This is a genomic window from Cyclobacterium sp. (assembly GCF_014762705.1).
In the GTDB taxonomy this organism is placed as follows: Bacteria; Bacteroidota; Bacteroidia; order Cytophagales; family Cyclobacteriaceae; genus Cyclobacterium.
This window is the reverse complement of the sequence record NZ_JABURL010000117.1, coordinates 1-25,595: the sequence shown is the minus strand read 5'-3', so window position 1 is coordinate 25,595 and position 25,595 is coordinate 1. Positions and strand designations below refer to the sequence as shown.

The window sequence follows — 25,595 nt, the reverse complement described above, 5'->3', positions numbered from 1 at the left end:
AACCAATGCATATGATAATCCTATTCGCAAACCAAAAAGGGGGAGTCGGAAAAAGCACCCTGTCAGTCCTTTTTTCCAATTACCTGTCGCTCGCCAAAAACAAACCGGTCAAGGTCTATGATATGGACTTTCAGCGATCCCTTTACAACAAAGCCCAGGCTGCGGAGGTGATTGAAAACGAACCGCTGTATCCGGTAGAGGCTGCCGAACTTTCCCAGTTTACATCCATTCAAAAAAAGGCTTCTAAAGATGAAAACCAGGTAAGCATCATTGACCTGGCGGGTAAAATGGATGACGACGAACTGGTTCCGGTGTTTCGGAAATCAGATTTAATTCTGTGTCCTTTCAGCTACGACGAGTACTCCGTTTCTTCTACCATCGAATTTTCTTTTGTGATCCTGAAGATCAATCCAAAGGCTAAAATCATTTTTATTCCCAACCGGGTGCGGAGCAGTGTCAAATACGAGACTATGAAATCCGTTCAGGATGCCCTGAAAAATTTCGGGGTGGTCACAAACAGCATCACCGAGCGGATAGATTTCCAGAGGATCACCACCTATGACATCCCGGCCAACATCATTGAGGTGATCGAACCCGTTTTTGAGTCCATTTACAACGAATACATCGACCCGGCATGGCACAAGACGAATACATAAAAAATCTAATGAGCAATTTCCGTCCGGATAGGTCTTCCCCAAAATCTGCCAGCGGAAGGATGAGAAAGCTGACCAAAGGGAGCTCACTCAACCATGACAAGGAAATATTCCATCAATTGGAAAATGTCAGAGATTTGAGGATTGAAGGGAGCAAAAAGAGACTGATAAAAATCGACGAGCGGCACGAGGAGATTCTAAAGGTGTTGTATCCGGTATTTTCTGTAGACGTGACCCGGTTTATCAATTTCCTACTGACGCGTTTTTTTCAGGATCATCCGGAATTGATAGAGGAGATCCGCGAATCATTTAAAAAACTATGACATGGGATGGACTGAATTTATCAAATACCTGGCATCCGGCTACCTGCTGTACTACGGGGTATTGGTGGTCCTGGATCTGCTAAAACCTCAAAACGATGAATTGCTGATCGGAGGAGATGAACTCCTGGAACTACCAGAGGAAACCCCGACAAAGGTTATCGATGAGGACGATCAGGTTGAAAGCCATTCCGCTTACGGTGTGGGGAAGGCCAAACCAGAAGACAGCGACCAATGGCGACTTTACCGGGAAAATACCAATGTTTCCACCGGTGGGGTCAGTAGTATGACAGAACTGTTTAAGCTGGCTCAAAACGAAACGATAGAAGTCAAAAAACACCTGGTTTACTAAAATGAAGACCTCCTATCTTATCCTCGCAGTCACCATGTTTTTCCTGGTAGGAATTAGGGTGTCCATGGCACAAACACCTCCCGGAATTCCGGAGATCAATGAAGGGAAAAGCCTGATGGCCCAAAACTTCAGGGCCCTTTCCTCTGCGATTCTGGTCTTGGGAGCTCTTTTCGGATTGCTGGGAGGGTTGAGGATCTATAACAATTGGCAAATGGGCAGAAGAAACATTGACATGGAAGTAGCCGGTTGGTTCGGGGCCTGTATTTTCCTTTCCGTGTTGGGAATCTTTCTCAGCGCTCTTTACCAGGTACCCATATCCTAAAAACGAATATTTAAAATCAACCAATAAAAATAAATCATTTAAATCCTTCAATCATGTTTAAAAACAGCAAAAAATCAATTGCAAGTGTGGGGCTGGCGGTACTTACCCTGGCTCGGGCAAAAGCCCAGGGAGTGCAGGGCATCACGGCAGCAGAATCTTCACTAATTGGCTATGTGGATCCAGTGGCTTCCCTGTGTCTGGTTATCGGCGCGGTAGTCGGAATCATAGGTGGGGTAAGGGTATACATCAAATGGAATAGTGGCGATCAGGACATCAACAAAGAACTGATGGGCTGGGGAGGTTCCTGCCTGTTTATGGTCCTGGTCAGCGTGGTCATCAAGGCCTTTTTCGGAGTCTGATGGGCAAGCAGTTTTCCATCTACAAAGGGCTTCAAAAACCCCTGATGTACAAGGGTTTTCAGGGCAAGTTCATAGGCTGGGGCATCGCCTCCCTGGTTTTGGGCCTGGTCCTGGGCGGTTTGATTGGTAGCCTTACCGATATGGTTTTTGGAGGAATCCTTACCATAGGCACGATTACAGGAGGCCTTTATTTTACCAGTCAACAACAGAAAAAAGGTCTGCATAATAAAACAAGAAACCTGGGGGTATTCCTGCCCCCAACAGATTTAAAGCCTTATCACCATGCCAAAGCGGAGAAAAACACCCTTTAAATTGCCTTATCTTGGAGTGGATCACTGCAAAGGATATGATATCCTTTTCAATGAAAAAGGTGACTTTGGGGTGGTATTGGAAATCAAAAACCCTGTCCTGCAGTATGCAGCTGATCCGGGGAACTATGACAATTTCCACCAGCTCTATGTCAATGCCATCAAAATACTGGGAGAAGGCTACCTGATCCAGAAGCAGGATATCCTGAGCAGGAAGGAGTTCAACCCGGAAGCTTCCGGCGAATATCTGCAACGGAAGTACGATGAACATTTCCGGGGCAGGATCTACACTTTCCACCAAACTTTTCTGGTAATCACCAGAAGGGCAAAATCAGGTTTTTACACCTACAGCCAAAAACAACTCCATGATTTTACCCAATCCATTAACAAGGTAGCTGATCTATTTATCCGAAGTCACCTGCCTGTAAATGCCCTAAACAAAAATCAGATCAACCGGTATATCAGACGAATTCTGTCCATGAATTTCCATGAAAACCAACTCTGCCTGAACAACCTGCTTGCAGGAGATGAGCAGGTAGAGATGGGCAAAAGGGCTGTTCGCTCCCTCAGTCTGATCAATACGGATACCATTGATCTGCCCCAAAGGGTGGGCACCCATCAGGTCAGGACCGACAAGGATACCCTAAAGGGCTTTCCCATTGACAATATGGGCTTTTTGTTTTCAGTACCCCATTTCAACACCATTATCTATAATCAGGTGATTGAAATCGTGCCCCAGGCCATGACCCAGAGGAAGTTGGAACTGAAACGGAAAAGGCACTCCGGCATACCCGATTCCGCGAACAATATGTGTGTGGAAGACATTGACCAACTGTTGGAGGACATTACCAGAAACAACCAGTTGCTGGTCAATTCCCATTTCAATATCCTGGTGTCGGGGGAGAAAGAACTGATTCAGGGAACCGCCAATTTCATAGAATCTTCTCTATTTCAGCAGGGAATCATTCCGTCAAGGAATGCCTACAACCAATTGGAATTGTTCAGAACGGCATTGCCCTGCAATACGGCCGAATTGAAACCCTATGATTATTTCCTGACAACTTCCGATGCGGCCTTGTGCTTCTTTTTCAAGGAATCCATGAGCCGGGACGAGGTCAGCAATTTTCAGATCAGGCTGACGGACCGGCAGGGCATACCGGTCAAAATTGATCCCGCCGACCTGCCCATGCAGACCAACCGGATCAACAACCGGAATAAATTTGTCCTGGGCCCATCGGGTTCGGGTAAGTCTTTTTTTATGAATGCCCTGATCGAACAGTATTGCATGTACAACAAAAGCCCGGAACCCAGGTGGCTGATGGATGTAGTTATCGTGGATACGGGACATTCTTATTTTGGGCTTTGTGCCTATTATGGGGGGAAATACATTACCTATTCCGAGCAAAGTCCCATTACCACCAATCCCTTTGCCATCAGCAGGGAAGAATACAACATCGAGAAGAAAGATGCCCTGCTCACCTTGATCTCTGTGCTGTGGAAATCAGCGGAAGGCCAGATTTCTCAGGTAGAATCTGATGTGATATCCGATACCATTGCCGCCTATTACCAATCCTATTTTAAAGCCCCTGCAGAAAAACCACGCCTCTGTTTTAACAGCTTTTATGAATTTGCCCTGGTATTTATTCCGGAGATGATCCAGAAGGAAAACATCCATTTCAACATCGATGAATTCAAGTTCGTCCTGAAGAAATTTTATAGGGGAGGGGAGTATGGCAGCCTGCTGAATGAAGAGGTGGACCAGTCCCTTTTTGGGGAATCCTTTATTGTCTTTGAAATAGATTCCATCAAGGAACACAAAGTACTTTTTCCGATCGTCACGCTGATCATCATGGATGTATTTATCCAAAAGATGCGGTTCAGAAGCAAACAGCGAAAAGCGCTGATCATTGAGGAAGCCTGGAAAGCCATTGCCTCTCCACTAATGGCCAACTATATCCTTTACCTGTACAAGACGGTGCGGAAATTCTGGGGTGAAGCCATAGTGGTGACCCAGGAACTGGGAGACATCATTGGCAATACGGTGGTTAAGGATAGCATCGTGAATAACTCGGATACCATCATTTTGCTGGATCAGTCAAAATTCAAGGACCACTATGATGAAATCGCCTCCCTGCTTTCCATCAATGAACACGAGAGAAAAAAGATCTTTACCATCAACCAGTTTGACAATACAGAAGGCCGGGGCAGGTTCAAGGAGGTCTATATCCGAAGAGGAGCAAGCGGAGAAGTGTATGGGGTAGAGGTTTCCCTTCACCAATACCTGACCTACACCACCGAAAAGCCCGAAAAGGCAGCAGTGGAAATCTACATTGATCACTATGGCAATTACGAAGAAGGCCTGGACCACTTTGTGGCGGATTACAAAGATTCAGGAGCGGAATTGAACCGTTTTTTCTCCCTGATCAATCAACTCGGAATTCCCTATGGGGAAATCGAGCATGACGAAAACGTCACATTGGGATAATTATTAAGCACGCGAGATTCCATGTGACAACTCAAAACAATTATTAAACACATGAAAAGAAAGAATTAACCACTTAAAATCATCGATATGAAAACCCTCACATTTCTTATTTTGATGCTCACCAGTGTTTTGGCGCAGGCCCAGGTGTATGTGGACCCTGCCGTTTCGGGAGCCCAGGCCACCCATGCAGCGGTCATCAATACCCAGCTGAACAACACGAATGAACGGCTGACCTTAATAGAAAGGGGGCAATTGGCGGTGACCGGAAACCTTACGGTGGTGAATACCATGCAGGAGAAACTTTATGAAGGTCTGACCGAGGTGAGCGCCATACTTACCAATCTCGCCGATGTAAAAGAGATAGCCCGGATCGCAACAGGCATTTCCGGTGATGTCCGGGATATCCTGGAACTGGCCCGTACCAACCCTGAATTCCTTGTCTTTGCCCAACAAAATGCCTCACTGTTTCAGCAAAGGGCCACCGCCCTGGCTCTTGAAGTGCAGCAATTTGCCCTGAAGGGAGGCAAGGATAACCTGATGGATGCGGGGGAAAGGGCAAAAATAATCAACACCATTCTGAATGAATTGCTGATACTGAGATCCTACACCTATGGGATGTACCGGTCCATGCAATTTGCCAGCATGAAGGGACTATTCAAGTCATTGAACCCTTTCCAGGGATACATTGAAATGGACCTGGATATTATGAATGACATCCTCAGAAAAAGAGAAGCCTTAACCCGATAAGCCATGCAAAAGCTCCTATTTATCCTCTGCCTACTTTTCGCTTCTCCTGTTTCTGGGCAGGTCAACGTTGCCTTATTGCATCAATTGGTGGAAGATTCGAAAAAGGAACATGAAAGGCAATCCGAAGCAAAGACCAACCAGGCCAAAAATGCCATCAATGAAGAAGTGAACAGAAATTTGATGGGGAAGGTAAAGGTGAAATACCGTACCCTGCAGGAGCGCTTTGCTAAACTGAATTTACTGATAGAGGCGGTAGGGCTGGCTGCATCAGCCAATCCTTTGCTCCGGTCTATCATCGGCCACCAGGAACAAATCATTTTCCATTGCCAAAAGGATCCCTTGCTGATCCCGCTGGCACTGGAAACCGAAAAGCTATTCGTAAAGCAGTCCTATTCCCTGATGAATTATCTGATAGGATTGACGGCCTCCATCGGTGACCTCAACCAGATGAAGGTTTCCGAAAGGAGGCTGTTGTTGCAGCATGTCTTACAGGAACTCCGGTCGATCAACCGGCTCGCGAGCGCCACTTCGCAAACGCTGGCTTCCGAAATCAGGCGCAGATCAGCGAGAAACAACAATCTACATTACCCAAATGAAACCGCAGAAATGGTAGATGAAATTTTGGCAAACATTCAACTGATAAAAGATTGAAACAGCTGCTGACGATATTCCTTTTGGCATTCTCCTTTGAGCTGCAAGCTCAAACGGTGGTGTTTGACCGGGAGCATTTTCTGATCATCAATGAAAATGCAGCCCTGAGGAATATTTCTGAGATAGGCTATCAGGAAAGCCTGAACGGTATCCGAAAAAACATGGATGACATTGGACTGAATGTATCCAGCCTGGCCATGGTAGAGACCATGATTCTCCAGTCGCTCAACCAGGTCAATGAAGGATTAAAAGATGCCATCCAGGTAAAACAGATCGGGAGGACCCTGCAACGGATTTATGCCTTAAGTGATGAAACCATTTCCATGGCTTCCCAAAATCCCGTTTTGCTCCTTTTTGCCGAAACCTATATCCGCCAGGCCAAAGAAAGGAGCTTTACCCTGGTAACGGAGGTTTCCACCTTTGTATTGGCCGAAGGAAAAAATCTCCTGATCAACCCTAATGTGAGAGATGAGCTGTTAGGGAAAATCCAGATGGAACTGGAACGGATAGCCGGATACCTGCTTGCAGTCCGCCATGCCATGTATTGGGCCAATATCAATGGCGTGCTCAAAAAGCTAAATCCCTATCAGGCTTATATCAATCAGAGTAAGAATTTGGCTAACCAAATCCTTGCCCATAGACACCTGCTGCGATGATGAACACAAAATTTTGGCTATTATTTCCGGCTTTCGGGCTGCTATTTATGGCAGGTAGCCAGGCACAAACACCCATTCAGGATCGGGCAGTGGTAGCCCAACAGGAAAGAATGGTTTTCAAACAATGGGATGAAGACCGTTTCCTGCCCGGACCCAACCGGTTCCTGGGCATCCCCACCAATTCCAATTGGTATTTGACATGGGCATTGCACCCCAACTATCCCAAATTGGACAGAAGGCCTCTTTCTGCGAGAGGGGAGCAAACGCAGCGAATGGGTTTGGCAGTGGCGACGAAAATTTCTTCGGACTATTACAATCAGCAAACAGATACCATCCGGAACCTGGCTACCAGGGAAATGGCCCGCATTTCCGGAGCCTTTTCTTCCGCTGATCCACTGTATGTGCTCTATTACAAAAAGGAGCTTTCGCCGCTGGAAAATATTGAAGCTCAGGCATTCCAACACCATTCCGCTCAGGTGAAGGCCTATCTGGAAGAAAACGGTGCCTATGCCTGGTACCTGGAAAATATGAAAAGTCTGGCGGAAAGGTATGGATTTGCAAAAACGCAGGACATGGAAAGAGGCCAACGAATCCTGATGTATCACCGGATTTTATTAGATCTCCGAAAACTTCAGAGCGACTGGGATCGGAAGTTGGCCCTGTCCCAAAAAATGCTGGCCTTTCGGCAAAGCATACAAGTCAGTCAGAAGAGAAATTTATTGGAGCAAACAGATCAATCTGAAGACATACTTGCGGATATCTTAAAAAAACGAATCCTACTGCGATGAAATCTAACATGACGGTACCGACACACGGTGGGTTTTATCATGGAGAGATACCCTTTGAGGATTAGGATAGACTACCTGCCAGACGGTTGTAAACCGTCAGGCAGGTGATTAGGCTATTTATCATCAAAAGAAATAATAAAGACATGAAAAAGTCAATGATCACTTTCGCTTTATTTCTGATTTGTCTGCCTATGGCAAATGCTCAGACTCCTGTACCTGCTGATGAGTACAAAGAAGCCATTTCATTTCTTCAGGGAAATGGCGTTTATGATCGGGGTATCATGCGGTTTTTCGAAGGCATGCGGGATTATGCCTACAGTCATTTTGGCCCCTTTATTCAGGATGCCCAGGCACTGGCCTGCGTTTTTATGCTGATTTTCTTTTCTATTAAGGCCTACGAAATGATGGTGGGAGATAAAAAGATGGAAATCATGCCGCTCCTGCGACCCTTCGGCTTGTTGATGCTAACCATGTGGTGGGGTGTTTTCTGTAGAATCATTGCCTTTCCGACTGACCTCATATCTGCCAAAACAGAGGCCATGTTTTCCAACCAGAATGATCGGATCAACGCTTTACGTTTAGACCGGGCAGTATACATCATAGAAGTGGCTGACAAAATGGTGGAATACCAGGCGACCACTGAATTGGCCTCGCAACAAGCTCAGGAGGCAGATAAAGGCCTGGGCACGGTCATGGTGGATGGGGTTAAAGGGTTTTTTACTGACAAGGTATACGGTCCATTGGTCCAGATGAGAATCCGGATGCAGACCAATATGCAGCTATTGGTCACCCAATTATTGGAACTCCTGGCCATCTGGATATTACGGATATGCGTTTATTTCATCTTTTTTATCCAGATCATATACTCTACCATTTTGGTGATATTGGGCCCCTTTTCATTGGCAGCGAGCATACTACCTGCCTTTAGGGATGCCTTCACTACCTGGATAGCCCGATTTGTGGCGGTCAATCTTTACGTAGGCATCGCCTACCTGGTACTCTATGTTTGCGGCTTGATGCAGGAATATGCCTTTCTGCAGGAAATTCAGAAATACGAAGCGCTTTTAGATACATCGGGAGGAGAGGAAGTACTGACCAAATTGGCCTGGATGGCAGGTAACGGAATCCTTTCCTTTGGTCTGGTGATCATTAGTTTTTTGGTTGGAGCTATTGCCATCACCACGGTACCGTCTATTTCTACCTGGATCATCAGCACTTCAGGCATCACAGCAGCCGCAGCAACGGCAGGTAGGACTGGTTCTACCCTAATCCGCAGCGGGTCCCGCATGTCGGCAAAAGGAATTCTTGGAAAATAAAACGCAAAGAAAATGATCATCAAAAACATAGAATCAAAAATCAAACTCGCTACCCTTTTATCAATAGGTAGTTTGCTGGCAGCAACCATTATCTGTATTGCGGTTTCTTTCTTTGCCTACCGGCAGGTGGCCAATGCCCGGAAATCCATATACATTCTGGATAAAGATGTGCCCATTCTGGCGCAACAAACCAATATGGAAATGAATCGTCCTGCGGAATACAGAGCTGCCGTGGATCTTTTTCACAGCCTTTTTTTCTCCCTGACTCCCGACGACGAACATATAGAATACCAAATGAAAAAGGCCATGTACCTGGCAGACGAATCTGGTGTATTGCAATACAATAACCTCAAGGAGAAAGGGTTTTTCAACTCCATTCTCAGTTCCAGCTCTGTTTTGACTCTCCAGACTGATTCCATCATTCTGGAGCCCAATAAAAAATTCACCTTTTATGGAAAACAGAAGATCGAAAGAAGGAGTGCCACCATCACCAGATCCCTGATTACAGAAGGGTATTTAATGGATATTCCAAGGTCGGAAAATAATAGCCATGGAGTATTGATCACGAATTGGAAAACACTTGAAAACAAAGATCTGAGCCATGTTTCGAAAAACACATTCTAGCGATAAGCACCCTTCCGGAGAGTTAAGGAAAGAGTTCGGAAACCTTCCAATCAAGGCCAAAAATCGTTTAGTACTCTTGCTGAAAACCTATCCCCGGCAATGCTTTGCTGGCATGTTAATCAGCCTTATGCTGTCGGCTATGCTAGCCTTTGTGATTCCCATTAACCATCGGACTGAGCAGACAAACAATCCCCGGCAACTGATGAATGAAATCAAAAACCTTGGTTCCGGGATGACAGATGAAGTTAGGTCACTTTTTAAAATTCAGGTTGAGTTAAAAAGGATGGCAGAGCTAAAAAAAGACGTGGAAAGCATCATGGACAAGGACCCTCTCGATGCCGGGGATAGTCTTTTCCTGGAAAATGCCCTTCGCCAACTCGAAAATTATAATCATTTAAACCCTGCAGATGATGAAGATTGACTTCAAGCAACCCAAATACATCCTTCCCCTGATCCTGTTGCCCTTTATGCTGTTGCTGAATTTTGGCATGCAGTCATTTACCAGAGAAGATGAAATACAACATGAGGAAGGATCGGAAAACCTTCAGGAAAGTGTAGGAGAGGTATCGGATCAGATCAGGAACCGGGGCATTGATGGCAAATTGGATGCCTTTCGGTCCAGGTATAAAAGGGCAGATGGCTACACCGCCATCAAAAATCTGAGAATTGACGTGGAACCGGAAGATGAAATGCTTTCCCAGTACAATGAGGCTGAAAAAAGAATGCTGGATTCCATTGATCTGGCTATTAAAAATTCATTGGATCAACCTCAAATTCCAGCGCAATCCGCTTTTAGCCCATCCACCGAAACCAGGTCTCGAATCTCCTCACCTACCGAAGAGGATGAGTTAATTCTTGAGGCGTTGAGTCAATTAGAAAGCCCCAAAAATAACCGGGAGCCGGAAAAGTACGAAGATCCCATGGACCTTTTTCGTGCCCAAATGGCCTTGGTGGATTCCATTTCCAAAGCCAATGATCCATCCTATCAAGCCCCAAAGGCGGAAGTTGAAGCGATAGAAAAAGATCCCAAAACCCAGCGGTTGAAAGTTTCAAAGGCTAGCCAACCGGATACCCATTTTAATACCGTCAAGAAAACCTCCCAATCATCCTTTATTCAGGCCATTGTAGATCAGGAAATCCGCAACGGAACCTTGGGCGAAAGGATCAGGATACGGCTATTGAATGACATTCAGGTAGGTGCTGAAGTCTTACCCAAAGGAACCTATCTCTATGCCTGGATCAGCGGCTATGAGTCCCAGCGGGTTAAATTGACGATTAGCAGCGTGATGGTAGGCGATAAAATCCTACCCATCGCCTTAACTATTTATGATCAGGATGGCATGGAAGGGCTGTATGTTCCCGCCAGTTCATTCCGGGAATTCTCCAAGGACCTGGGCGGAAATGTCACCGGAGGCATGAACCTCCAGATGCAGCAGGAGCCCTCTTCAATGAATCAGATGTACCTGTCTGCGCTCCAACGGGTTTTTACCTCCAGTTCCCAGGCCCTCTCCAAAAGAATCCGGCAAAATAAAGCCAATCTGAAATATGGCACCCTTATTTACCTGATTGATTCGGAAGAATTGAATTCGCAAAATTATTCAAACCAAAACCCTAACTGATATGCAAAGGATAATCCTAATCACATGCTTTTATGGTCTTTTCACCATACCTACCCTTGCTCAGCATACTGCCTCAGGCAATTTCTTTCCTGAAAAGCAAAGCTTATTTATCCGGGAAGGCATTACACTTCATTTTACCTCACCCGAGCCCATCCAATATGTGGATATATCAAGCAAAAAGCTGGTAGGGGATCTGCCGGTTGACAACGTGTTCCGAATTAAAATTAAGGATGATAGTGCTGTTGAAGTGGAAAATGAACTACATGACCTTGGGGTGGTGACCATTATCGGCGAAAAATTCATTGCCCAATATGATTTTAAGTATGCCTCCGGCAACCGGGAACTACCCACCTTGCTGGAAATTGGGCCTGAAAATATGCGCCCATTGAATACAGGAGCGGCACCCCTTACGCAAAATGAACTGAGGGAATTTTCATTGCAGGCGTATAAGCGAAAAGACAACAAAAAAGGCCTTTACAGCAGCCAATACGGCATCACCGGTAATGTCAATCATATCCATACGCTGGATGACTACATTTTCCTGGATATCACCTATACCAATAAGACCAATCTGAAATTTGATATCGACCAGGTTAGTTTCAGGGTGGCAGACAAGAAGATTGCCAAAGCCACCAATGTACAGGCCATAGAAATGGACCCTGTTTTCACTCTTTTTGAAAAGGAATCGTTCAAACGCAAATACCGAAACATTTACGTGTTGGAGAAATTTTCCTTTCCTAACAACAAGGTGCTGACCATAGAACTGGCGGAGAAGCAATTGTCCGGAAGGACCCTATTACTTGAAATTGACTACATCGACCTTTTACGGGCTGACACACTATGAAATCGAACAAAACGATCGCGATGCAGGGAGAGGGATGAATAAAGTCAAGAGCAACTCCCGCTGACCGAGGAAAACAAGTATACAGATGAAACGGCTTTTATGCATCCTTTTGATTTTGTGGGCAGGTAGGCTAATGGCCCAAAACGGCTCCCAACATATCACTTTTGAAGGAGGAGTGGGCGTGCCGCTTCTGGATTTAGGCCGTCTGGGATACGAATTCAATTCCCAACACCACCGACGGCATGAAGTGTTTTTGGAGTGGATGAAAACCAGGGAAACCGATTACCAAACGGTATTGCTGGGCCTGTTGATCAAACCGGTAATCTTCAGAAGGAATGCCGCTTCCCTAAGGTTCAGGGCGGGGGCTGCACTGGGAACCGATTTTACTGGGCTAATAATAGCTCCCTTGGTGGGTTGGGAGTTTTCCTGGGTTTTACTCAAGCGTTTGGAACTATGCCTGGGCAGCAGCAGCCAGTTATTGCTTTGGGGCAAAAAAGCGGAGCAGTGGCGTGTGGTCCTGGATGCGGGCATTAAAATACCTCTCAATTAAATGGAACAGAAAAGACAGTTGGAAAAGCTATATGGTATGATCCAGTTTCTGGTGTACGGCATGGTATTCCTGGAACTGTATCTTTTCATCTACAGTCCAAAAGTCCTGACAGGGGAGGGGATATCCAGGCAGGTTTTGCCCCTGGTAGATAGGTTGATGCAATTTCCGATTTACCAAAATCTTGTTTACAGTAAGCTATCCATTTTACTGGCCATTTGTTTGGCCGCCATCGGAACCCGGTCAAGGAAGGAGTTAAGCCTAAACCCCAAGAAACAAATCGTATTTCCCTTGATGTTAGGATTTGGCTTTTTCTTCGGTTCATTGTTTTTCTATTCCATGAAGGCTAGTGCCATTATACTTCCCTATACGAGCTGGCCTGACCTGGCCTTTGGAATTTCATCTCTGCTGGGAGCGGTACTGATCCATACCGCTTTGGACAATGTCTCCAAGCTGATCAAAAGTGGGCTGGGGAAAGATGAATGGAACATTGAAGGGGAATCGTTTATGCAGGAAAAGGAAAAGCGGGAGACCCCTTACTCGGTCAATATACCCATGCAATTTTATTATAAAAAACGCATTCATAAGGGCTGGATCAATATTGTCAATCCTTTCCGTGGCACCCTGTTGATTGGTACTCCGGGAAGTGGCAAGTCGTTCAGCGTGGTAAATCCCTTTATCAGGCAAATGATTGCCAAAGGGTATACCATGTGTCTCTATGATTTTAAGTTTCCAGACCTGAGCCAAATTGCTTACTACCATTATTTGTTGGCAAAGCAAAAAGGGAAAATTCAGAATTACCGGTTCCTGGTGGTTAATTTGGACCAGGTGGAATATTCCAGACGGCTAAATCCTCTGAAACGGGAATACATTCAGACCCTGGCAGACGCTTCTGAAACGGCAGAAGCCATCGTGGAGTCCCTTCAAAAAACAGAATCTACCGGAGGTTCGGATAAATTCTTCACCCAATCTGCTGTCAATTTTCTGGCCTCCTCCATTTACTTTGTATCCAGGCATCAGGATGGCAAGCACTCCACCTTTGCTCACCTGCTTGCTTTTTTAAACCGGACCTATGAGGAAATTTTTACCTGCCTGTCCTCTTTCCCGGAATTGGAATCTCTGCTCAGTCCTTTTCGCAGTGCCTTGGAAAAAAGGGCCTTTGAGCAATTGGAAGGCCAGGTGGGGACCCTTAAAATCTTTATCTCCAGGCTGAATACCAAGGAAACGGCCTGGATCTTTTCCGGGGATGATTTTGACCTGCGAATTTCCGACCCAAGGTCCCCGGCCATATTGGTCCTGGCCAATAGCCCGGCCACCCAAAACATCAACTCCACCTGTTATTCGGTGATTGTAAACCGCCTTACCCGATTGATCAATACCAAGGGAAACTTACCCGTTGCCATTGTGGCGGATGAGGCACCTACGCTTTACATCCATCGGGTGGAAAACCTGATATCTACTGCCAGAAGCAACAAGGTAGCCGTTTTATTGGGGCTGCAGGAATTGCCCCAGTTGAAGCAATTGCAGGGAAAAGATACGGCCACCACCATGACTGCAGTGATCGGCAATGTGCTGAGCGGTTCGGTTAGGAATAAAGAAACCCTGGAATGGCTGGAACGGATGTTTGGTAAAAAGAAACAGTTAGGCGAGAGCGTTTCCATTGATCGCATGAAGACCTCTGTTTCGATGAACGAAAAATACGACCCCCTGATCCCTGCCGGAAAGATTGCCGGAATGCAAACAGGGGAGCTGGCGGGATTATTAGCAGTCGATGCCGAAGAGTTCAATGGAAAATACAAAAGCGCCGCTTTTCACTGTAGGGTAAATCTCGATGCCAAAGCATTAAAAACAGAAGAACAACACTACCGGGACATTCCCAAATGCTATGAATTTAACGATGCAAAAGAACGGATCCTCACCCGGAATTTTATGCGGATCCGGGAAGATGTAGAGAACATCATCAACTACTATACCGCATCTGCTTAAGAAAATGTATCCATCATTTAAACACCATCCAAATGAATTCAAAAGATGAAAAAACCATGCGATCCCTGATGGAAAAATTGGATCGGCTTCAAAGTAAAGGCCAGGTAGAATTGACTTCTGACGAAGCGGAATTGTACCAGATTGACACGATGGACGAGCTTCCCGAAGAAGATCATGTTGAATCCAATAATCACTTGAGATATGGCGACTGAAACTCCGAAAATGCACGAAATGGTAGCTGAGAAGATCATTGCCCAGCTCAAGGAAGGAACGGCTCCCTGGCAACTGCCCTGGGAGAAATCAAGCGGGGCCTTCGAAAAGCCCTACAATGCGGTAACCAACAAGGCCTACCGGGGATTGAATTCCCTTTTCCTTCAACTGTTCACCCCCTTTGAAGACCCGCGCTGGGCCACCTTCAAACAGGCCCAATCTCAGGGCTGGAGTGTGCAAAAAGGAGCGAAGGGAATGGCCATCAATTTCGTTAAGACCCACCAATTGATTCCCAAAAGAGATGAGCAGGGTAAGCCTGTTACAGATCAAAACGGAAAAGCTGTTAATATCCGGAAGAAACTGAATACTCCCATTATCACCAAAGCCTGGGTATTCAATGCCGAGCAGATAAAGGGAGTAACTCCGCTGGAAAAAAAGCAGGAAATCAGCCACTGGGAAAAATTGAACCGGGTAGAAAACCTGGTAAAAAACACCGGAGCCAATATTGAACATGTGCAAGGTAACAGAGCGTATTATTCTCCTTTAGCGGATCGAATCAGGATGCCGGAAAGGACTCAATTCAAGACCTCCGACAGGTATTATGCCACCCTTCTTCATGAATTGGGTCATTGGACCGGCCACAAGGGTCGGCTGGACCGGAGTATCATGAACACCTTTGGCACACAGGAATATGCCAGAGAAGAACTGAGAGCCGAAATAGCCAGCATGATGCTGGGCTCGGAACTTCAGATCGGCCATGACCCCAGGCAACATGTGGCCTATGTGGACAGCTGGATCAAGATTCTTACCGAAAAGCCTTTTGAAATTCATCAGGCAGCGGCTGATTCCCAAAAAATCATGGACTACCTGATGGCCTTTGACCGAAAAAGGGAACAGAAGCAGGTTGCTTCGGCAAGCTCAGCACCAGTTGCTTCGAAAAGCTCCTCATCTGATACTTCGACAGGCTCAGCATCCGATGTGGAGCCGGAATTGGCACACCAAGCGGAAAATAAAGAAAAGCAGGAAAATGTAGAACCCACCTTAAAAATTGGAAGATGATCAAGAAAAAAAAGTTACCCATGCAGGATTTGAAACTATTCGGGATTTATAAAGACGGAAAGTTTACCATCCCGGAAGACCAGATTCGGGCATTACAGGAAGGAAAAATGACCGATGTAGTGGAATTGAAAGATTTGAAAGGAAAGGATGTGCATATTGACAGTTTACCTGCCCGGCTATCCATCGTAAGGGGTACAGATGGCAACCCCTCCCTAAGAATTGATCCGGTGTACCGGTCCCCCAATTCCCATCCCCAACTCTCCACGGAGGAGAAAAAAAGGCTGCTCCGGGAAGATCTGGCCAATATCCGGAAGAATTATGTAGACCGGGATGGAAACGTACGGACGGAGATCATCGCCTATGACAAAAATACCCGTCAGTTTATGAGCCATGATCCCAGGTCCGTCCAGGCACCCGAAGCTGTGAACAATGAAAAACTGACCGCCGAGCAAAAGCGAAAATTCAAAGAGGGGGAAACGGTGAACCTGGCAGATGGTACCCAATTTCAATTTTCAACAACTGATCGAAGAGGAATCCGCTCCAACCGAAACGGGCTGGTTTTGTCCATTTTGCTGGATGGCGGAATATCCTATTTATTGCTAACCGGATTGGGAAGGATGTTGGGCAAAAAAAGCACCGAGGAACAATCCTATTCCAAAGGCTACCAGGAAGGACTTAAAACGATGCAGCAACAAATGGAGCGGCGAATTGCCCTTAACCCCAATGACAGGGATGCCGTCAGGGACCTGAACAATGTCAGGGAGGAACTTTCAAAAGTTTCCGCAGGTCATCCGGCAAACTATCAGAGCAAGGGTGGAGATGAGGTTAAACGGTTTAACTCCAAGGATACCGAGATAAACTCCCCGAATCAATCAGAAGATGAACAGCGTCAAAGAAGGATTTGAATTGCTGGACAGTTTGGGGATTAGCAAAGAAGTTCAGCAACTATTTTCAGCCGGTTTGCGGGAGGATGCCAGTGGCAGATTGATTGCGAATTACCGGGATGAAAAGGGAAGGGTAGTGGATCAGGAAATCCTTGCTGTTTCCAAGCAGAAGTTGTCTTCCTGCGGTATCCTTCACTTATCACCAGCACTGCCTGAGAGTGTTCGCACACTGTTTATTTCCGATGCGATAATGCATTTGATCTTTATGGTGCAGCGAAAAATCGGTAGGATAGATTTCTCTTACGCTGCTTTTCTGATGGTAGGAGCCAATTTGGATAAAGATCTGCTAATGATGGTGATTGAACGGTATCCTAAGAAAGCGAAAACTTATACCGTCTTCGGCCATTCGCTTATTGGAAGGATCAGGGACTGCAAAGTGCAGCATTGGCTTAAGGGATCGGATGGTTCATTTAGGGTAGCAGGTAATAAGGTGGTTGCTCAATTTAAAGGCAAGGAGTTTTGGATGAAGGTTGGTGAGTTTTCGTTGAGGAACCATTGCAGGCAGGTAGGTTTGCGGCAAATGGTAAGCACCTGTAAACCAATTGATAAAAATATTGACAATTTTTATTCGTTTAGTTAATTTTAGGTATGATTTCCAATATAACATTAAAATAGACCCAATTAAATCCCTAAAATAACCTAACCAAACCACTGTTATGAAAAGATTTAAAATCCTCCTTTGTTATGCTGGAATTTTTTTGGCATTCTCCTGCAGCAATGCTCCGGATGAAGAGCCGCTTATAGAAAAGACAGCCCGGATTGAAATCGAGTTCGAGGGAAGTTTGGACCAGTACCTGGTTAATTTTGGCGTGCATTCCCTCTACACCGGCCAAAGCGGTTTTGTCAGTGCCACCATCGTTCAGCCCGGTGAACTGGAATGGACCCAGGTTATTGAACAGGCCAATACCTTTAATATTTCCACACCCCTTACCTTTTCCGAACTGATCGTGAAATCAGCAGCACCCGTTCATACCTTCAGTTTTATCTTCAATGTGGTCCACAACGGAGACATTCCTGATGAAGACTTTGAGGATTTAAGTGCCACCATCAGGGTTTTTGGAAACAATGCTGAAGTACAAACCTACCAATATAAAGCAAGACCGGTAGGGGAGGTATCGGAGCCGTTGAGTGAGACGGTGGAGTTTTAGAATAAATTTAAATTTTTAATTTCATTTTTGGAGATTTGAAGGAAACGGTATTGGTGGAAATATTCTAAATTACCAGTCCAGCAAGCAGTTTAATTTCTAGTCAAGGGTTTCCTAAATCTCATCGTAAACGGTAAACAGAATGTATTCCAATACCACGACTGAAAGTTTTTAATAGAAATTGATATGGCATTACCGATCAATGTTTTGGATCTTATCAATGGGCGGGCAGTAGAATCCGAACGCATCGAATACAAGAAAGGCTGGAATCCTGGACCCATTTACCGGTCCATCTGCGCATTTGCCAATGACTTTGATGATATCGGAGGAGGCTACGTTATTGTGGGTATAGCCGAAGAAAACGGTAGACCTGTTCTTCCTCCGGAAGGGTTGGGTGAAGAAGATCTGGATGGCATTCAAAAAGAAATGATTCAGTTGAATAATCTGATCAACCCTGCCTATCACCCCAAAATCAGTATTGAAGAAATTCAGGGAAAGAAAATTTTGGTCATTTGGGCCTTTGGGGGAGATAACAGACCTTATGAAGTGCCGGATGAAATAAAGGCCAAAGACAAAAAGTACCATTATTACGTACGTTATGGATCCAGCTCTATCAAAGTATCTAAAGACCAAAAAGAAGAGTTAATTTCTTTGAGTGGAAAAACGCCCTTTGATGACCGGGCCAATTCCCAGGTGAGTCTCGATGAAATCTCGTTGACCTTGGTTCGAGATTACCTGAGAAAGGTAAGTAGTAAGCTACTGGGAAACATGGATGCCTTAACCAAAGAGCAGCTGCTTTCCCAGATGCAATTGCTATACGGGCCACCGGAAAGAAGGCATCCCCGAAATGTGGCGTTGATGATGTTTACGGAAAATCCGGAAAAATACTTTCCCTACAGCCGGGTTGAAATCGTTCATTTCCCAAATGGAGAAGCTGCCGATGAATTTATGGAGGCGCCCCATATATCCGGGCCAGTGGATCATATGATCAATAGGACACTTGAATACTTGAAAATTAATGTGCTCCAACAAAAAACCGTCAAGGTAAAAGGTCAGGCGGAATCCATCAGGGTTTGGAATTACCCCTACCAGGCCCTGGAAGAAATCATTGCCAATGCGCTATATCACCGAGACTATCAAACAAGGGAACCTGTTGAAATACGGATTTATCAGGAAAAGATCAGAGTCATCAATTACGGAGGGCCTGACAGAAGCATCAAGTTGAGGGAATTTAATAAAGGCAAGGTAATCCCAAGGCGTTACAGAAACCGAAGACTGGGTGATTTTCTAAAAGAGCTCGATCTCACCGAAGGAAAAGCTACGGGGATACCCACCATTATCAAAGCATTGGAGGAGAACGGCTCCCCAAAGGCAGTGTTTGAAACAGATGACGATCGATCATTTTTTCATGTCGCTATTCCTATTCATTCCAAATTTTTGACTTCAACTAAAGTTCGGATATCGAAAACCAAAGTTCGGAAGAAAATCATCCTGAGTTCGGAAGAAATTAAACGTGAACTTGGTGAATCAGCCTTTAAAATTCTGCTTTCCATGAGAGCTAATCCAAAAGTAACTGCGGCTGAGATAGCACTGGAAATTGGAATATCAAGTCGGGCGGTAGAGAAGAACATTGCTAAAATGCGTGAAAAAGGCTATTTGGAGCGTGAAGGAGCCACAAAAAAAGGTACTTGGATAGTATTCTTAACCTGGGACGAATGAATATATTTAGGATGGTTCCATCAAAATAAGGAAGAAACTCTGGTTCGGAAGAAATAAGCAATGAGTCCGAATAATCAGTTCGGAAGAAACGAACGACAAAGTACGAAGGGATTAGTGAAAAAGTTCGGTGATAAATTCGGAGAGCTAGTTGAAAGACCTCAATTCCCGGTGATCTGGCAAGGACAAAGGTTGTCGAAAATAATCTATCCACGCCCAATTAACATTACCGAAGTTTTTATGAATGTGGAAAAATCCGTTCATAATTTCGAATTCATCTTCACGAGTTCTACACCGTGGAGGTCTCGGGGACTTTTGGAAGATAAATTATTTTTGATAGGGAAAATTTTTTGGATTATTTATGAAATTGATAGTGACAAAAAATGGCCAATCAATGACGCACCAATTTATGGGCTATTTTTTCACATGCATCCGATTTGACTGTCTGAGATATACCAAGGAACTACGGCATAATAGGAGGTCACCGACTGAGATGCTTTATTCCGTTCCTCCGTGTGCTTAGTGATAAACTCCCCATGGGATGGGCTTATCATTCATTTAGCCCTCCAGTGCCAGGAGATTTAAAGTCGGTAAGCACATTATGAAATCTTTTAATTTATTATCAGAACCTACGGAGATACTGTACAACCAGGGAAAATCCGCCATGACAGACTACCATATCATCGCTGCCATTGCCAATATCGGGGTAGACAAAGCCCGGGAGATCCTTAAACTGGCAGATAACAGGCTTTCGGAACTCGCCAAATGGGACATGGAAAAATGGCTCAAAATAGAGGGCATCGGATATACTCGGGCCACCGCACTGGTTACCTCATTTGAACTTGGAAGAAGAAGAATGGTGGAACAACCGGATAAAAGAATCAAAATCAACTGTTCCCAGGATGTGTACAATTGTATGAAACCGTATCTCTTCGATGAAGTTGTGGAGCACTTTTACATCGTATTATTGAACCGGAATAACCAGGTGGTCAAGCTACATAAAATCAGTTCGGGAGGAACACACGGTACTTTGGCGGATCCCAAGTTGATCTTCAAAAAGGCATTGGACTACCTTGCCTCGGGATTGATCCTGGTGCATAATCACCCTTCCGGGAATCTTAACCCTTCCGAATCGGACAAGAGGCTTACACAGCGGCTGATAGAAGTCGGAAAAAGCCTGGAAATACCGGTTCTGGATCATTTGATATTTACAGATGCTTCCTACCTTAGTTTTGCAGATGAAGGCCTGATATAGGTCTTCATTTGTAAAATCGGTGAATGGGAATTCTTTAGAAGAATTCTCATTCACTTTGTTCTTATTTTCACTCCTCTGCTTGGTAAAGAACCTTAAATATTTTTCTTTTTTTAAACCAATTACATAGGTGTTCTATTATTAATAAACCTCAGCCACCCTATTTATCTTCCGCATTGCAGGTTTTGGCGTTAAGAATTCCGGGCAGTGCGTTGGGAAGAACAGAGGCATGTTTGACGAGGGGTTTGGATGAAATTTAAATTTTTTTACGGAGTCATTTTAAAAGCCCGAGGAGTTTGCCTATGTGTGGGTGGTGTTCGGGATTGAAGATGCACATTAGCGCGTGTCCGCCGTGGCGGAGCGGGGTTTTCCCTGAATTCTCAGGACAGGTTGGTTACTTTTTTGATCCCGATTTGCTTCGCAGCTCGGGACTGGCTCTGCAGCAAAAAAGTGACAAGAAAAGGAATGGGAAGATGCCAAATTAGCTCAAAACCAGGGATAGTATCTCTACGCTATTGACCGTAACGTTGGTGGTGATCAAAAAAAATGGACAAGGAAGGTTGTATTTCGTATATTGTGATTGAAACAGATTAAGACTCATGAAGAAGACGGAATTATTAGAAACTATTCAAGGTATGCCTGAGGAGTTTTCTGTAGATGAATTAATGGAAAGATTAATGATTTTGCAGAAAATCGAAGAAGGCCAACACCAAATACAGGCAGGACAATTCTATACGGAGGAAGAAGCTAAAAAGAAATTGGAAAAATGGTTAAAATAATATGGGCGGAACGGGCCATAGATGATTTAACCAGTATAGCAGAATATAGCAACAAATTTTCTGAAAAATATGCATCTTTTATTGTCTCAAAACTCTTTGATAAAGTGGAAATCTTGAAGAAGATGCCGAAGATCGGAAGGAAAGTGCCTGAAAAGAATGAAGAAAATATTCGGGAATTGATTGAAGGCAATTACAGAATCATCTATGAACTCCGAGGTGAAGACAGAATAGAAATACTAATGGTGCATCATGCGTCTAGGCCGTTGGAAAATATTTAATTAAAAATTACTTTAAAATCCAACCAACCACTTTCCCAATACTACCAATAAAGTAGGCATACAGCTAATGGCTATGGCTTTACTAACTTCCAGTTCAAACTCATGCCATAACATAATGGCAAAAAACAAGTAGAACCCCAGCCAAAAAATATAACTCAGTTCCTCCATATCCGACAGCCCCAATCCCATAAAGGAGGGTTGATTCAAGATTTCAGAAAGGGTCCCGCCTTCTTCGATCCCATACAACACCAACAGGTAAATCAGGCAGTTGAGGAGGATAGGAATAAACGATATGGAAAGAACAAAGCCCAACTTCTGGTGATTGATTTTTTCATCCAGCAGGGTAAACATCAGTCCGGATGTCAGCATGTAAAACACAAAAAGCATCAAGGGAACAAAAAGGGCTATCAGGTTGCTGATGCCCCGGAATAACCTGAAAAGCTCCATGCTTTCCAGTTCGCCGGACTGAAGGGCATAGGACCTGCTGGAAATCCAGTAAAACAGGATGGAAAGAATAAATAGAACGATATAGGGTAGGTATTTTCTCATCCGGAGAAACTGACATAAACTTCCAAAACGGCTGCAACCAAAAGGATGATCAGGGTGATGGATGCCAGGATTAGGAACTTTTGGTATTCAAATACAGGACTCCTTCCAAGGATGAATTTTCTCAAAAGGTATAAACCCAGGTAAAACCCCAGTGAAGCCGAAAGAATGATGGCTACGATTTCGATGGCATGGGGGAGCAGGTGTCTTATAATTAAGATAGACGAAAAATTATCCCCTGCCACAGATAGGGCATAACCCAATACGGCACCATTGTAGAAAGTATTCAGCAAGGAAATGGCCCCCAGGGAAAAACCACCTCCTATATTGATCAAGGCGACCGAAATATTGTTGCCGGCAATGGAACAGAACAACTTAGATTTGGAATTATCCATCATTGCTACCGGAGGCTTGGCTTCCGATAGGCTAAAATCAAAATCAGAATCCATACAATACCCTACCAGCAGCCCGGTCAGGTAGACGGCGGCAACTGATAGGGTAAGGGGTTTAGCGTTCATGGCTCACTACATACCGGCAGTGGCTCCTGCAATCATCCCTCCGGCAGGGCCTGCCACCATACCAACGCCAAAGCCCCATGCAGCAGCATCTATCAGGCCAATGGCATTGATGGCCAATCCAGCTTCAGCCGAAGCGCCTCTTCGTGCGGCCAGGTAACTAATACCCGCCCAAACTTCTCCTTCTTTAGGCGCGGCTTGTTCTACGCTTCCCATTGCAAAACTGCCACAAATGGCAATCAGGATAAGCAGACTTTTCATTTTAGTTTTCATAGTTGTTTTGTTTTAGTGAATGAATCAAATAAAAAAGGAAATGGCTTTTGAAAATTTGGTATTGTAATAGAGGTAAAGGGATACCAGACCAAATGCGGTGAGGGCATGGACGAATCCGATCAGGAATGCCATCACAAAATCTTCGTTCAGGTAGAATACAATTTGTTCGGGTACCACAAACGACAAAAACCCGATCACATAGCCCCAGGTAAAGGATTTGGTTTTCTGCGGAACCACAGCACCTCCGCACCTTGGACAGGCAAAGGCATGATCGTTTTTTACCTTCAGTATTACCCGAAAGGGCAGCTTTTTGTCACAATGCGGGCAGGTGAACGATTCTTTTTTCTCCATATTTTTCAATCAGGACCGGTGGACTCTAAGACCACGAACCCTAGGCGTGTTAAAATGTAAAACGATTGTTTCTATTTTCTAAACAATAATATAGAAAATAAACCTATTTTCAAAACAGTTATTTGATTTTTAGTAACAAAAGTATCGGATAGCTAAATTGATGTATTCTAAAACGATACATCCATGACAGATTTGGGCTTGTATTTAGCCAAAAGGACGGTAAACAAAGCAGAAGTTTCCAGGCGCACGGGCATCAGCAAATCACGCCTCACCCAGCTGACTTCCAACGACTCCGCCAAACTCCGCGCCGACGAACTTTACCTGATCGCCCTGGCCATTAATGCGGATCCAGGGGAGATGTTTAAGGAGTTGTATGGGGGGTTGGGTTTGAGGGAAAAGAATTAGCTACCAAATCCATGCAACCACTACGACTAATCAAATAGGTTTGAGTTTATTGACGGAATCATATCCAAAAGCGGGATTCAGGCCAATTTTATCCAATATTTTGGTTCAATCTTGGTGAGGCCTACAGAAAAAAGTATATTTTTATCTAAAACCACCATTGAAATTATATTCAACGATTGCGTAGAAGTTGTTTTTGTCCGGTATGCCCAACTTCAATTTTATGTACTTAGAAAATGAATTTCGAAATTTTTTTTAGTATTGGGTAAGTAAACCCCAATATCAGTCCTAAAAGCCGAGATTGATCAATTGTCTCAGGCGATATTGGCGAAGGCATTTCGGAGGGAGTTGGTAAGCCAAGAAATGAAGGAGTTTGTGGTGGTGGAGAGGTAGGGGGTGATGGCGGCGGAGCAGGGAGCAAGAAACCTTTGACTTTTGAGTGCGCTGCGGCGTATTCGTAGGTTTTAAACATAACATAAACAGAAAAATTACAAGAATGGATTTCCCACTTAACATTCCCAAAAAGCAATTTATAGAACACCTTGGAATAGAAAATAATAACAGGATTATTTTCTCGGGTGCTTTCGGAACAGGTAAGACGTATTTTTTGGAAAAGTTCTTCAAAGACCATGAATCGTACGAAGCTATCCATCTTTTTCCTGTGAATTATTCTGTGGCTTCCAATGAGGATATTTTTGAGTTGATCAAGTATGATATTTTGTTTAAACTTCTTGAAGAAGGTATGAATTTTGAAAAGGTAAAAATTGATAAGTGGACTTTTCTCCCGTTTTTTCTGGAAAACCATTCCACCGAAATTATCCCATTTTTATTGGGTGTTATTCCAAAAGTTGGAGGTTCTTTGAAAGAAATTGCGCAAGGGCTGATTGACCTTGATAAAAGATTTAATAAAGAGTTTAAAGAGGCAAACCTTACGAATCAAGACAGAATCGTTTCTTATTTGGCAGAATTCCCCAAAAAACAAGGATCAGTCAACGAAGAGGATTTTTACACGCAATTGATTTGTAGCCTGGTTAATCAGTTAAAAGAAAAAGGCAAAGAAATAGTCTTGATTATAGATGATCTAGACCGCATTGATCCAGAGCATATTTTCCGCATTTTGAATGTCTTGGCTGCCCATGTGGATGTGAAAAAAGACAGCGAACAAAATAAGTTTGACTTCAGTAGAATCATTTTGGTGTGTGATATTGAAAATATCAGAAAGATATTTTCGAATCGATATGGTTCAGATGTAGATTTTTCTGGATATATAGATAAATTTTATTCTAAGTCGGTTTTTCATTTTGACCTTTCGGGGGAGCTTGAAAAAAAATTAACTGAAGTTTTCAATAAAATTCTAATTCAGACAGAAAAGGAGACATATGACCTAAATAAACACAAATCGCAGGATGATATTATGTGCATTCACTACATTATTTTTTCTTTAATTAATTCTAATATCCTGTCAATTAGAAATATATTAAAAATACTAGACAAGGAAATTAAGTTTAAAGGTATCACATATACGAAAGTTAACGGAAGATATCTTGA

At 44.2% G+C, this 25,595-nt stretch carries 33 protein-coding genes; 29 read left to right on the top strand and 4 right to left on the bottom strand.

Annotation, left to right across the window (positions count from 1 at the left end; all coding sequences use genetic code 11):
• Nucleotides 1-11: 11 nt before the first annotated feature.
• From HUJ21_RS23105 to HUJ21_RS22975, 27 genes are all read left to right on the top strand, one after another.
• Complete coding sequence (locus HUJ21_RS23105) at nucleotides 12-656, top strand: ParA family protein (RefSeq protein WP_291373212.1); 645 nt, start codon at nucleotides 12-14, stop codon at nucleotides 654-656.
• The gene (locus HUJ21_RS23100; protein WP_291373211.1) at nucleotides 635-976 is read left to right on the top strand and encodes a hypothetical protein; all 342 of its coding nucleotides are present in this window, start codon (nucleotides 635-637) and stop codon (nucleotides 974-976) included. Before HUJ21_RS23105 ends, HUJ21_RS23100 begins: the two co-directional genes overlap by 22 nt.
• 1 nt (nucleotide 977) lies before the next feature.
• On the top strand, nucleotides 978-1,325 hold the full coding sequence (locus HUJ21_RS23095) for a hypothetical protein (RefSeq protein ID WP_291373209.1): 348 nt from the start codon (nucleotides 978-980) through the stop codon (nucleotides 1,323-1,325).
• A gap of 1 nt (nucleotide 1,326) precedes the next feature.
• Nucleotides 1,327-1,647 (top strand): DUF4134 family protein, encoded by a 321-nt coding sequence (locus HUJ21_RS23090; protein ID WP_291373208.1) that lies wholly within the window; start codon nucleotides 1,327-1,329, stop codon nucleotides 1,645-1,647.
• Between the two features lie 53 nt (nucleotides 1,648-1,700).
• On the top strand, nucleotides 1,701-2,006 hold the full coding sequence (locus tag HUJ21_RS23085) for a DUF4134 domain-containing protein (RefSeq protein ID WP_291373207.1): 306 nt from the start codon (nucleotides 1,701-1,703) through the stop codon (nucleotides 2,004-2,006).
• Nucleotides 2,006-2,317 carry a DUF4133 domain-containing protein gene (locus HUJ21_RS23080; protein WP_291373206.1) on the top strand — a complete coding sequence of 104 codons (312 nt, stop codon included), beginning with the start codon at nucleotides 2,006-2,008 and terminating at the stop codon, nucleotides 2,315-2,317. Before HUJ21_RS23085 ends, HUJ21_RS23080 begins: the two co-directional genes overlap by 1 nt.
• On the top strand, nucleotides 2,289-4,799 hold the full coding sequence (locus HUJ21_RS23075) for a TraG family conjugative transposon ATPase (protein ID WP_291373204.1): 2,511 nt from the start codon (nucleotides 2,289-2,291) through the stop codon (nucleotides 4,797-4,799). The genes HUJ21_RS23080 and HUJ21_RS23075 overlap by 29 nt, the downstream gene beginning before the upstream one ends.
• Nucleotides 4,800-4,886: 87 nt before the next feature.
• Entirely contained in the window at nucleotides 4,887-5,546 is a 660-nt protein-coding gene (locus HUJ21_RS23070; RefSeq protein ID WP_291373202.1) for a hypothetical protein, read from the top strand.
• A gap of 3 nt (nucleotides 5,547-5,549) precedes the next feature.
• Nucleotides 5,550-6,197: a hypothetical protein gene (locus HUJ21_RS23065; protein ID WP_291373200.1), complete on the top strand. Its 648-nt coding sequence runs from the start codon at nucleotides 5,550-5,552 to the stop codon at nucleotides 6,195-6,197.
• A complete protein-coding gene (locus HUJ21_RS23060) occupies nucleotides 6,194-6,853 on the top strand; it encodes a hypothetical protein (RefSeq protein ID WP_291373198.1) in 660 nt (219 codons plus the stop codon). Before HUJ21_RS23065 ends, HUJ21_RS23060 begins: the two co-directional genes overlap by 4 nt.
• Entirely contained in the window at nucleotides 6,850-7,641 is a 792-nt protein-coding gene (locus tag HUJ21_RS23055; protein WP_291373196.1) for a hypothetical protein, read from the top strand. The genes HUJ21_RS23060 and HUJ21_RS23055 overlap by 4 nt, the downstream gene beginning before the upstream one ends.
• A 143-nt stretch (nucleotides 7,642-7,784) precedes the next feature.
• Nucleotides 7,785-8,957 (top strand): plasmid transfer protein, encoded by a 1,173-nt coding sequence (locus tag HUJ21_RS23050; RefSeq protein WP_291373194.1) that lies wholly within the window; start codon nucleotides 7,785-7,787, stop codon nucleotides 8,955-8,957.
• A gap of 12 nt (nucleotides 8,958-8,969) precedes the next feature.
• Nucleotides 8,970-9,581: a conjugative transposon protein TraK gene (gene traK / locus HUJ21_RS23045; RefSeq protein WP_291373193.1), complete on the top strand. Its 612-nt coding sequence runs from the start codon at nucleotides 8,970-8,972 to the stop codon at nucleotides 9,579-9,581.
• Nucleotides 9,559-10,002: a hypothetical protein gene (locus HUJ21_RS23040; RefSeq protein WP_291373192.1), complete on the top strand. Its 444-nt coding sequence runs from the start codon at nucleotides 9,559-9,561 to the stop codon at nucleotides 10,000-10,002. The genes traK and HUJ21_RS23040 overlap by 23 nt, the downstream gene beginning before the upstream one ends.
• Nucleotides 9,989-11,200: a conjugative transposon protein TraM gene (locus HUJ21_RS23035; RefSeq protein WP_291373190.1), complete on the top strand. Its 1,212-nt coding sequence runs from the start codon at nucleotides 9,989-9,991 to the stop codon at nucleotides 11,198-11,200. Before HUJ21_RS23040 ends, HUJ21_RS23035 begins: the two co-directional genes overlap by 14 nt.
• Nucleotide 11,201: 1 nt before the next feature.
• Complete coding sequence (gene traN / locus HUJ21_RS23030; RefSeq protein ID WP_291373189.1) at nucleotides 11,202-12,044, top strand: conjugative transposon protein TraN; 843 nt, start codon at nucleotides 11,202-11,204, stop codon at nucleotides 12,042-12,044.
• Between the two features lie 85 nt (nucleotides 12,045-12,129).
• Nucleotides 12,130-12,594, top strand: a complete 465-nt coding sequence (locus HUJ21_RS23025; protein WP_291373187.1) for a hypothetical protein — start codon at nucleotides 12,130-12,132, stop codon at nucleotides 12,592-12,594.
• Complete coding sequence (locus tag HUJ21_RS23020; RefSeq protein ID WP_291373184.1) at nucleotides 12,595-14,577, top strand: type IV secretion system DNA-binding domain-containing protein; 1,983 nt, start codon at nucleotides 12,595-12,597, stop codon at nucleotides 14,575-14,577. It begins immediately after the preceding gene.
• Nucleotides 14,578-14,609: 32 nt separating this feature from the next.
• Complete coding sequence (locus tag HUJ21_RS23015) at nucleotides 14,610-14,789, top strand: hypothetical protein (protein WP_291373182.1); 180 nt, start codon at nucleotides 14,610-14,612, stop codon at nucleotides 14,787-14,789.
• Entirely contained in the window at nucleotides 14,779-15,846 is a 1,068-nt protein-coding gene (locus HUJ21_RS23010; RefSeq protein WP_291373180.1) for a zincin-like metallopeptidase domain-containing protein, read from the top strand. Before HUJ21_RS23015 ends, HUJ21_RS23010 begins: the two co-directional genes overlap by 11 nt.
• Nucleotides 15,843-16,751, top strand: coding sequence for a DUF4099 domain-containing protein (locus HUJ21_RS23005; protein WP_291373179.1), 909 nt, complete (start codon nucleotides 15,843-15,845; stop codon nucleotides 16,749-16,751). The genes HUJ21_RS23010 and HUJ21_RS23005 overlap by 4 nt, the downstream gene beginning before the upstream one ends.
• On the top strand, nucleotides 16,726-17,370 hold the full coding sequence (locus tag HUJ21_RS23000) for a hypothetical protein (protein ID WP_291373178.1): 645 nt from the start codon (nucleotides 16,726-16,728) through the stop codon (nucleotides 17,368-17,370). Before HUJ21_RS23005 ends, HUJ21_RS23000 begins: the two co-directional genes overlap by 26 nt.
• A 76-nt stretch (nucleotides 17,371-17,446) precedes the next feature.
• Nucleotides 17,447-17,938, top strand: a complete 492-nt coding sequence (locus HUJ21_RS22995; RefSeq protein WP_291373176.1) for a hypothetical protein — start codon at nucleotides 17,447-17,449, stop codon at nucleotides 17,936-17,938.
• A gap of 183 nt (nucleotides 17,939-18,121) precedes the next feature.
• Nucleotides 18,122-19,654 carry an RNA-binding domain-containing protein gene (locus HUJ21_RS22990; protein ID WP_291373175.1) on the top strand — a complete coding sequence of 511 codons (1,533 nt, stop codon included), beginning with the start codon at nucleotides 18,122-18,124 and terminating at the stop codon, nucleotides 19,652-19,654.
• Between the two features lie 598 nt (nucleotides 19,655-20,252).
• The gene (gene radC, locus HUJ21_RS22985; protein WP_291373174.1) at nucleotides 20,253-20,906 is read left to right on the top strand and encodes a DNA repair protein RadC; all 654 of its coding nucleotides are present in this window, start codon (nucleotides 20,253-20,255) and stop codon (nucleotides 20,904-20,906) included.
• 596 nt (nucleotides 20,907-21,502) lie between these two features.
• Entirely contained in the window at nucleotides 21,503-21,682 is a 180-nt protein-coding gene (locus HUJ21_RS22980; protein ID WP_291373172.1) for a hypothetical protein, read from the top strand.
• Entirely contained in the window at nucleotides 21,670-21,960 is a 291-nt protein-coding gene (locus HUJ21_RS22975) for a type II toxin-antitoxin system RelE/ParE family toxin (RefSeq protein ID WP_291373170.1), read from the top strand. Before HUJ21_RS22980 ends, HUJ21_RS22975 begins: the two co-directional genes overlap by 13 nt.
• Before the next feature lie 12 nt (nucleotides 21,961-21,972).
• Here the strand turns inward: HUJ21_RS22975 and HUJ21_RS22970 are convergent, their stop codons facing one another.
• Genes HUJ21_RS22970 through HUJ21_RS22955 form a run of 4 tightly spaced genes read right to left on the bottom strand, consistent with a single transcriptional unit; the run spans nucleotide 21,973 to nucleotide 23,645 of the window.
• Entirely contained in the window at nucleotides 21,973-22,509 is a 537-nt protein-coding gene (locus tag HUJ21_RS22970) for a hypothetical protein (protein WP_291373168.1), read from the bottom strand.
• Nucleotides 22,506-23,024 (bottom strand): stage II sporulation protein M, encoded by a 519-nt coding sequence (locus HUJ21_RS22965; protein ID WP_291373166.1) that lies wholly within the window; start codon nucleotides 23,022-23,024, stop codon nucleotides 22,506-22,508. The genes HUJ21_RS22970 and HUJ21_RS22965 overlap by 4 nt, the downstream gene beginning before the upstream one ends.
• A 6-nt stretch (nucleotides 23,025-23,030) precedes the next feature.
• A complete protein-coding gene (locus HUJ21_RS22960; protein WP_163380160.1) occupies nucleotides 23,031-23,294 on the bottom strand; it encodes a hypothetical protein in 264 nt (87 codons plus the stop codon).
• Between the two features lie 24 nt (nucleotides 23,295-23,318).
• Nucleotides 23,319-23,645 carry a hypothetical protein gene (locus HUJ21_RS22955; protein ID WP_291373162.1) on the bottom strand — a complete coding sequence of 109 codons (327 nt, stop codon included), beginning with the start codon at nucleotides 23,643-23,645 and terminating at the stop codon, nucleotides 23,319-23,321.
• A 183-nt stretch (nucleotides 23,646-23,828) separates the two neighbouring features.
• On the opposite strand from HUJ21_RS22955, the gene HUJ21_RS22950 reads away from it, so the two are divergent.
• Entirely contained in the window at nucleotides 23,829-24,050 is a 222-nt protein-coding gene (locus HUJ21_RS22950) for a helix-turn-helix transcriptional regulator (protein WP_291373161.1), read from the top strand.
• Between the two features lie 493 nt (nucleotides 24,051-24,543).
• Nucleotides 24,544-25,595: P-loop NTPase fold protein (locus tag HUJ21_RS22945; RefSeq protein WP_291373160.1), on the top strand; the 1,052-nt coding region annotated here is incomplete at its 3' end.

Coding starts and splice junctions, on each gene's coding strand:
- HUJ21_RS23105 (WP_291373212.1), top strand. CDS start 12: ATGATAATCCTATTCGCAAACCAAAAAGGGGGAGTCGGAAAAAGCACC.
- HUJ21_RS23100 (WP_291373211.1), top strand. CDS start 635: ATGGCACAAGACGAATACATAAAAAATCTAATGAGCAATTTCCGTCCG.
- HUJ21_RS23095 (WP_291373209.1), top strand. CDS start 978: ATGGGATGGACTGAATTTATCAAATACCTGGCATCCGGCTACCTGCTG.
- HUJ21_RS23090 (WP_291373208.1), top strand. CDS start 1,327: ATGAAGACCTCCTATCTTATCCTCGCAGTCACCATGTTTTTCCTGGTA.
- HUJ21_RS23085 (WP_291373207.1), top strand. CDS start 1,701: ATGTTTAAAAACAGCAAAAAATCAATTGCAAGTGTGGGGCTGGCGGTA.
- HUJ21_RS23080 (WP_291373206.1), top strand. CDS start 2,006: ATGGGCAAGCAGTTTTCCATCTACAAAGGGCTTCAAAAACCCCTGATG.
- HUJ21_RS23075 (WP_291373204.1), top strand. CDS start 2,289: ATGCCAAAGCGGAGAAAAACACCCTTTAAATTGCCTTATCTTGGAGTG.
- HUJ21_RS23070 (WP_291373202.1), top strand. CDS start 4,887: ATGAAAACCCTCACATTTCTTATTTTGATGCTCACCAGTGTTTTGGCG.
- HUJ21_RS23065 (WP_291373200.1), top strand. CDS start 5,550: ATGCAAAAGCTCCTATTTATCCTCTGCCTACTTTTCGCTTCTCCTGTT.
- HUJ21_RS23055 (WP_291373196.1), top strand. CDS start 6,850: ATGATGAACACAAAATTTTGGCTATTATTTCCGGCTTTCGGGCTGCTA.
- HUJ21_RS23050 (WP_291373194.1), top strand. CDS start 7,785: ATGAAAAAGTCAATGATCACTTTCGCTTTATTTCTGATTTGTCTGCCT.
- traK (WP_291373193.1), top strand. CDS start 8,970: ATGATCATCAAAAACATAGAATCAAAAATCAAACTCGCTACCCTTTTA.
- HUJ21_RS23040 (WP_291373192.1), top strand. CDS start 9,559: ATGTTTCGAAAAACACATTCTAGCGATAAGCACCCTTCCGGAGAGTTA.
- HUJ21_RS23035 (WP_291373190.1), top strand. CDS start 9,989: ATGATGAAGATTGACTTCAAGCAACCCAAATACATCCTTCCCCTGATC.
- traN (WP_291373189.1), top strand. CDS start 11,202: ATGCAAAGGATAATCCTAATCACATGCTTTTATGGTCTTTTCACCATA.
- HUJ21_RS23025 (WP_291373187.1), top strand. CDS start 12,130: ATGAAACGGCTTTTATGCATCCTTTTGATTTTGTGGGCAGGTAGGCTA.
- HUJ21_RS23020 (WP_291373184.1), top strand. CDS start 12,595: ATGGAACAGAAAAGACAGTTGGAAAAGCTATATGGTATGATCCAGTTT.
- HUJ21_RS23015 (WP_291373182.1), top strand. CDS start 14,610: ATGAATTCAAAAGATGAAAAAACCATGCGATCCCTGATGGAAAAATTG.
- HUJ21_RS23010 (WP_291373180.1), top strand. CDS start 14,779: ATGGCGACTGAAACTCCGAAAATGCACGAAATGGTAGCTGAGAAGATC.
- HUJ21_RS23005 (WP_291373179.1), top strand. CDS start 15,843: ATGATCAAGAAAAAAAAGTTACCCATGCAGGATTTGAAACTATTCGGG.
- HUJ21_RS23000 (WP_291373178.1), top strand. CDS start 16,726: ATGAACAGCGTCAAAGAAGGATTTGAATTGCTGGACAGTTTGGGGATT.
- HUJ21_RS22995 (WP_291373176.1), top strand. CDS start 17,447: ATGAAAAGATTTAAAATCCTCCTTTGTTATGCTGGAATTTTTTTGGCA.
- HUJ21_RS22990 (WP_291373175.1), top strand. CDS start 18,122: ATGGCATTACCGATCAATGTTTTGGATCTTATCAATGGGCGGGCAGTA.
- radC (WP_291373174.1), top strand. CDS start 20,253: ATGAAATCTTTTAATTTATTATCAGAACCTACGGAGATACTGTACAAC.
- HUJ21_RS22980 (WP_291373172.1), top strand. CDS start 21,503: ATGAAGAAGACGGAATTATTAGAAACTATTCAAGGTATGCCTGAGGAG.
- HUJ21_RS22975 (WP_291373170.1), top strand. CDS start 21,670: ATGGTTAAAATAATATGGGCGGAACGGGCCATAGATGATTTAACCAGT.
- HUJ21_RS22970 (WP_291373168.1), bottom strand. CDS start 22,509: ATGAGAAAATACCTACCCTATATCGTTCTATTTATTCTTTCCATCCTG.
- HUJ21_RS22965 (WP_291373166.1), bottom strand. CDS start 23,024: ATGAACGCTAAACCCCTTACCCTATCAGTTGCCGCCGTCTACCTGACC.
- HUJ21_RS22960 (WP_163380160.1), bottom strand. CDS start 23,294: ATGAAAACTAAAATGAAAAGTCTGCTTATCCTGATTGCCATTTGTGGC.
- HUJ21_RS22955 (WP_291373162.1), bottom strand. CDS start 23,645: ATGGAGAAAAAAGAATCGTTCACCTGCCCGCATTGTGACAAAAAGCTG.
- HUJ21_RS22950 (WP_291373161.1), top strand. CDS start 23,829: ATGACAGATTTGGGCTTGTATTTAGCCAAAAGGACGGTAAACAAAGCA.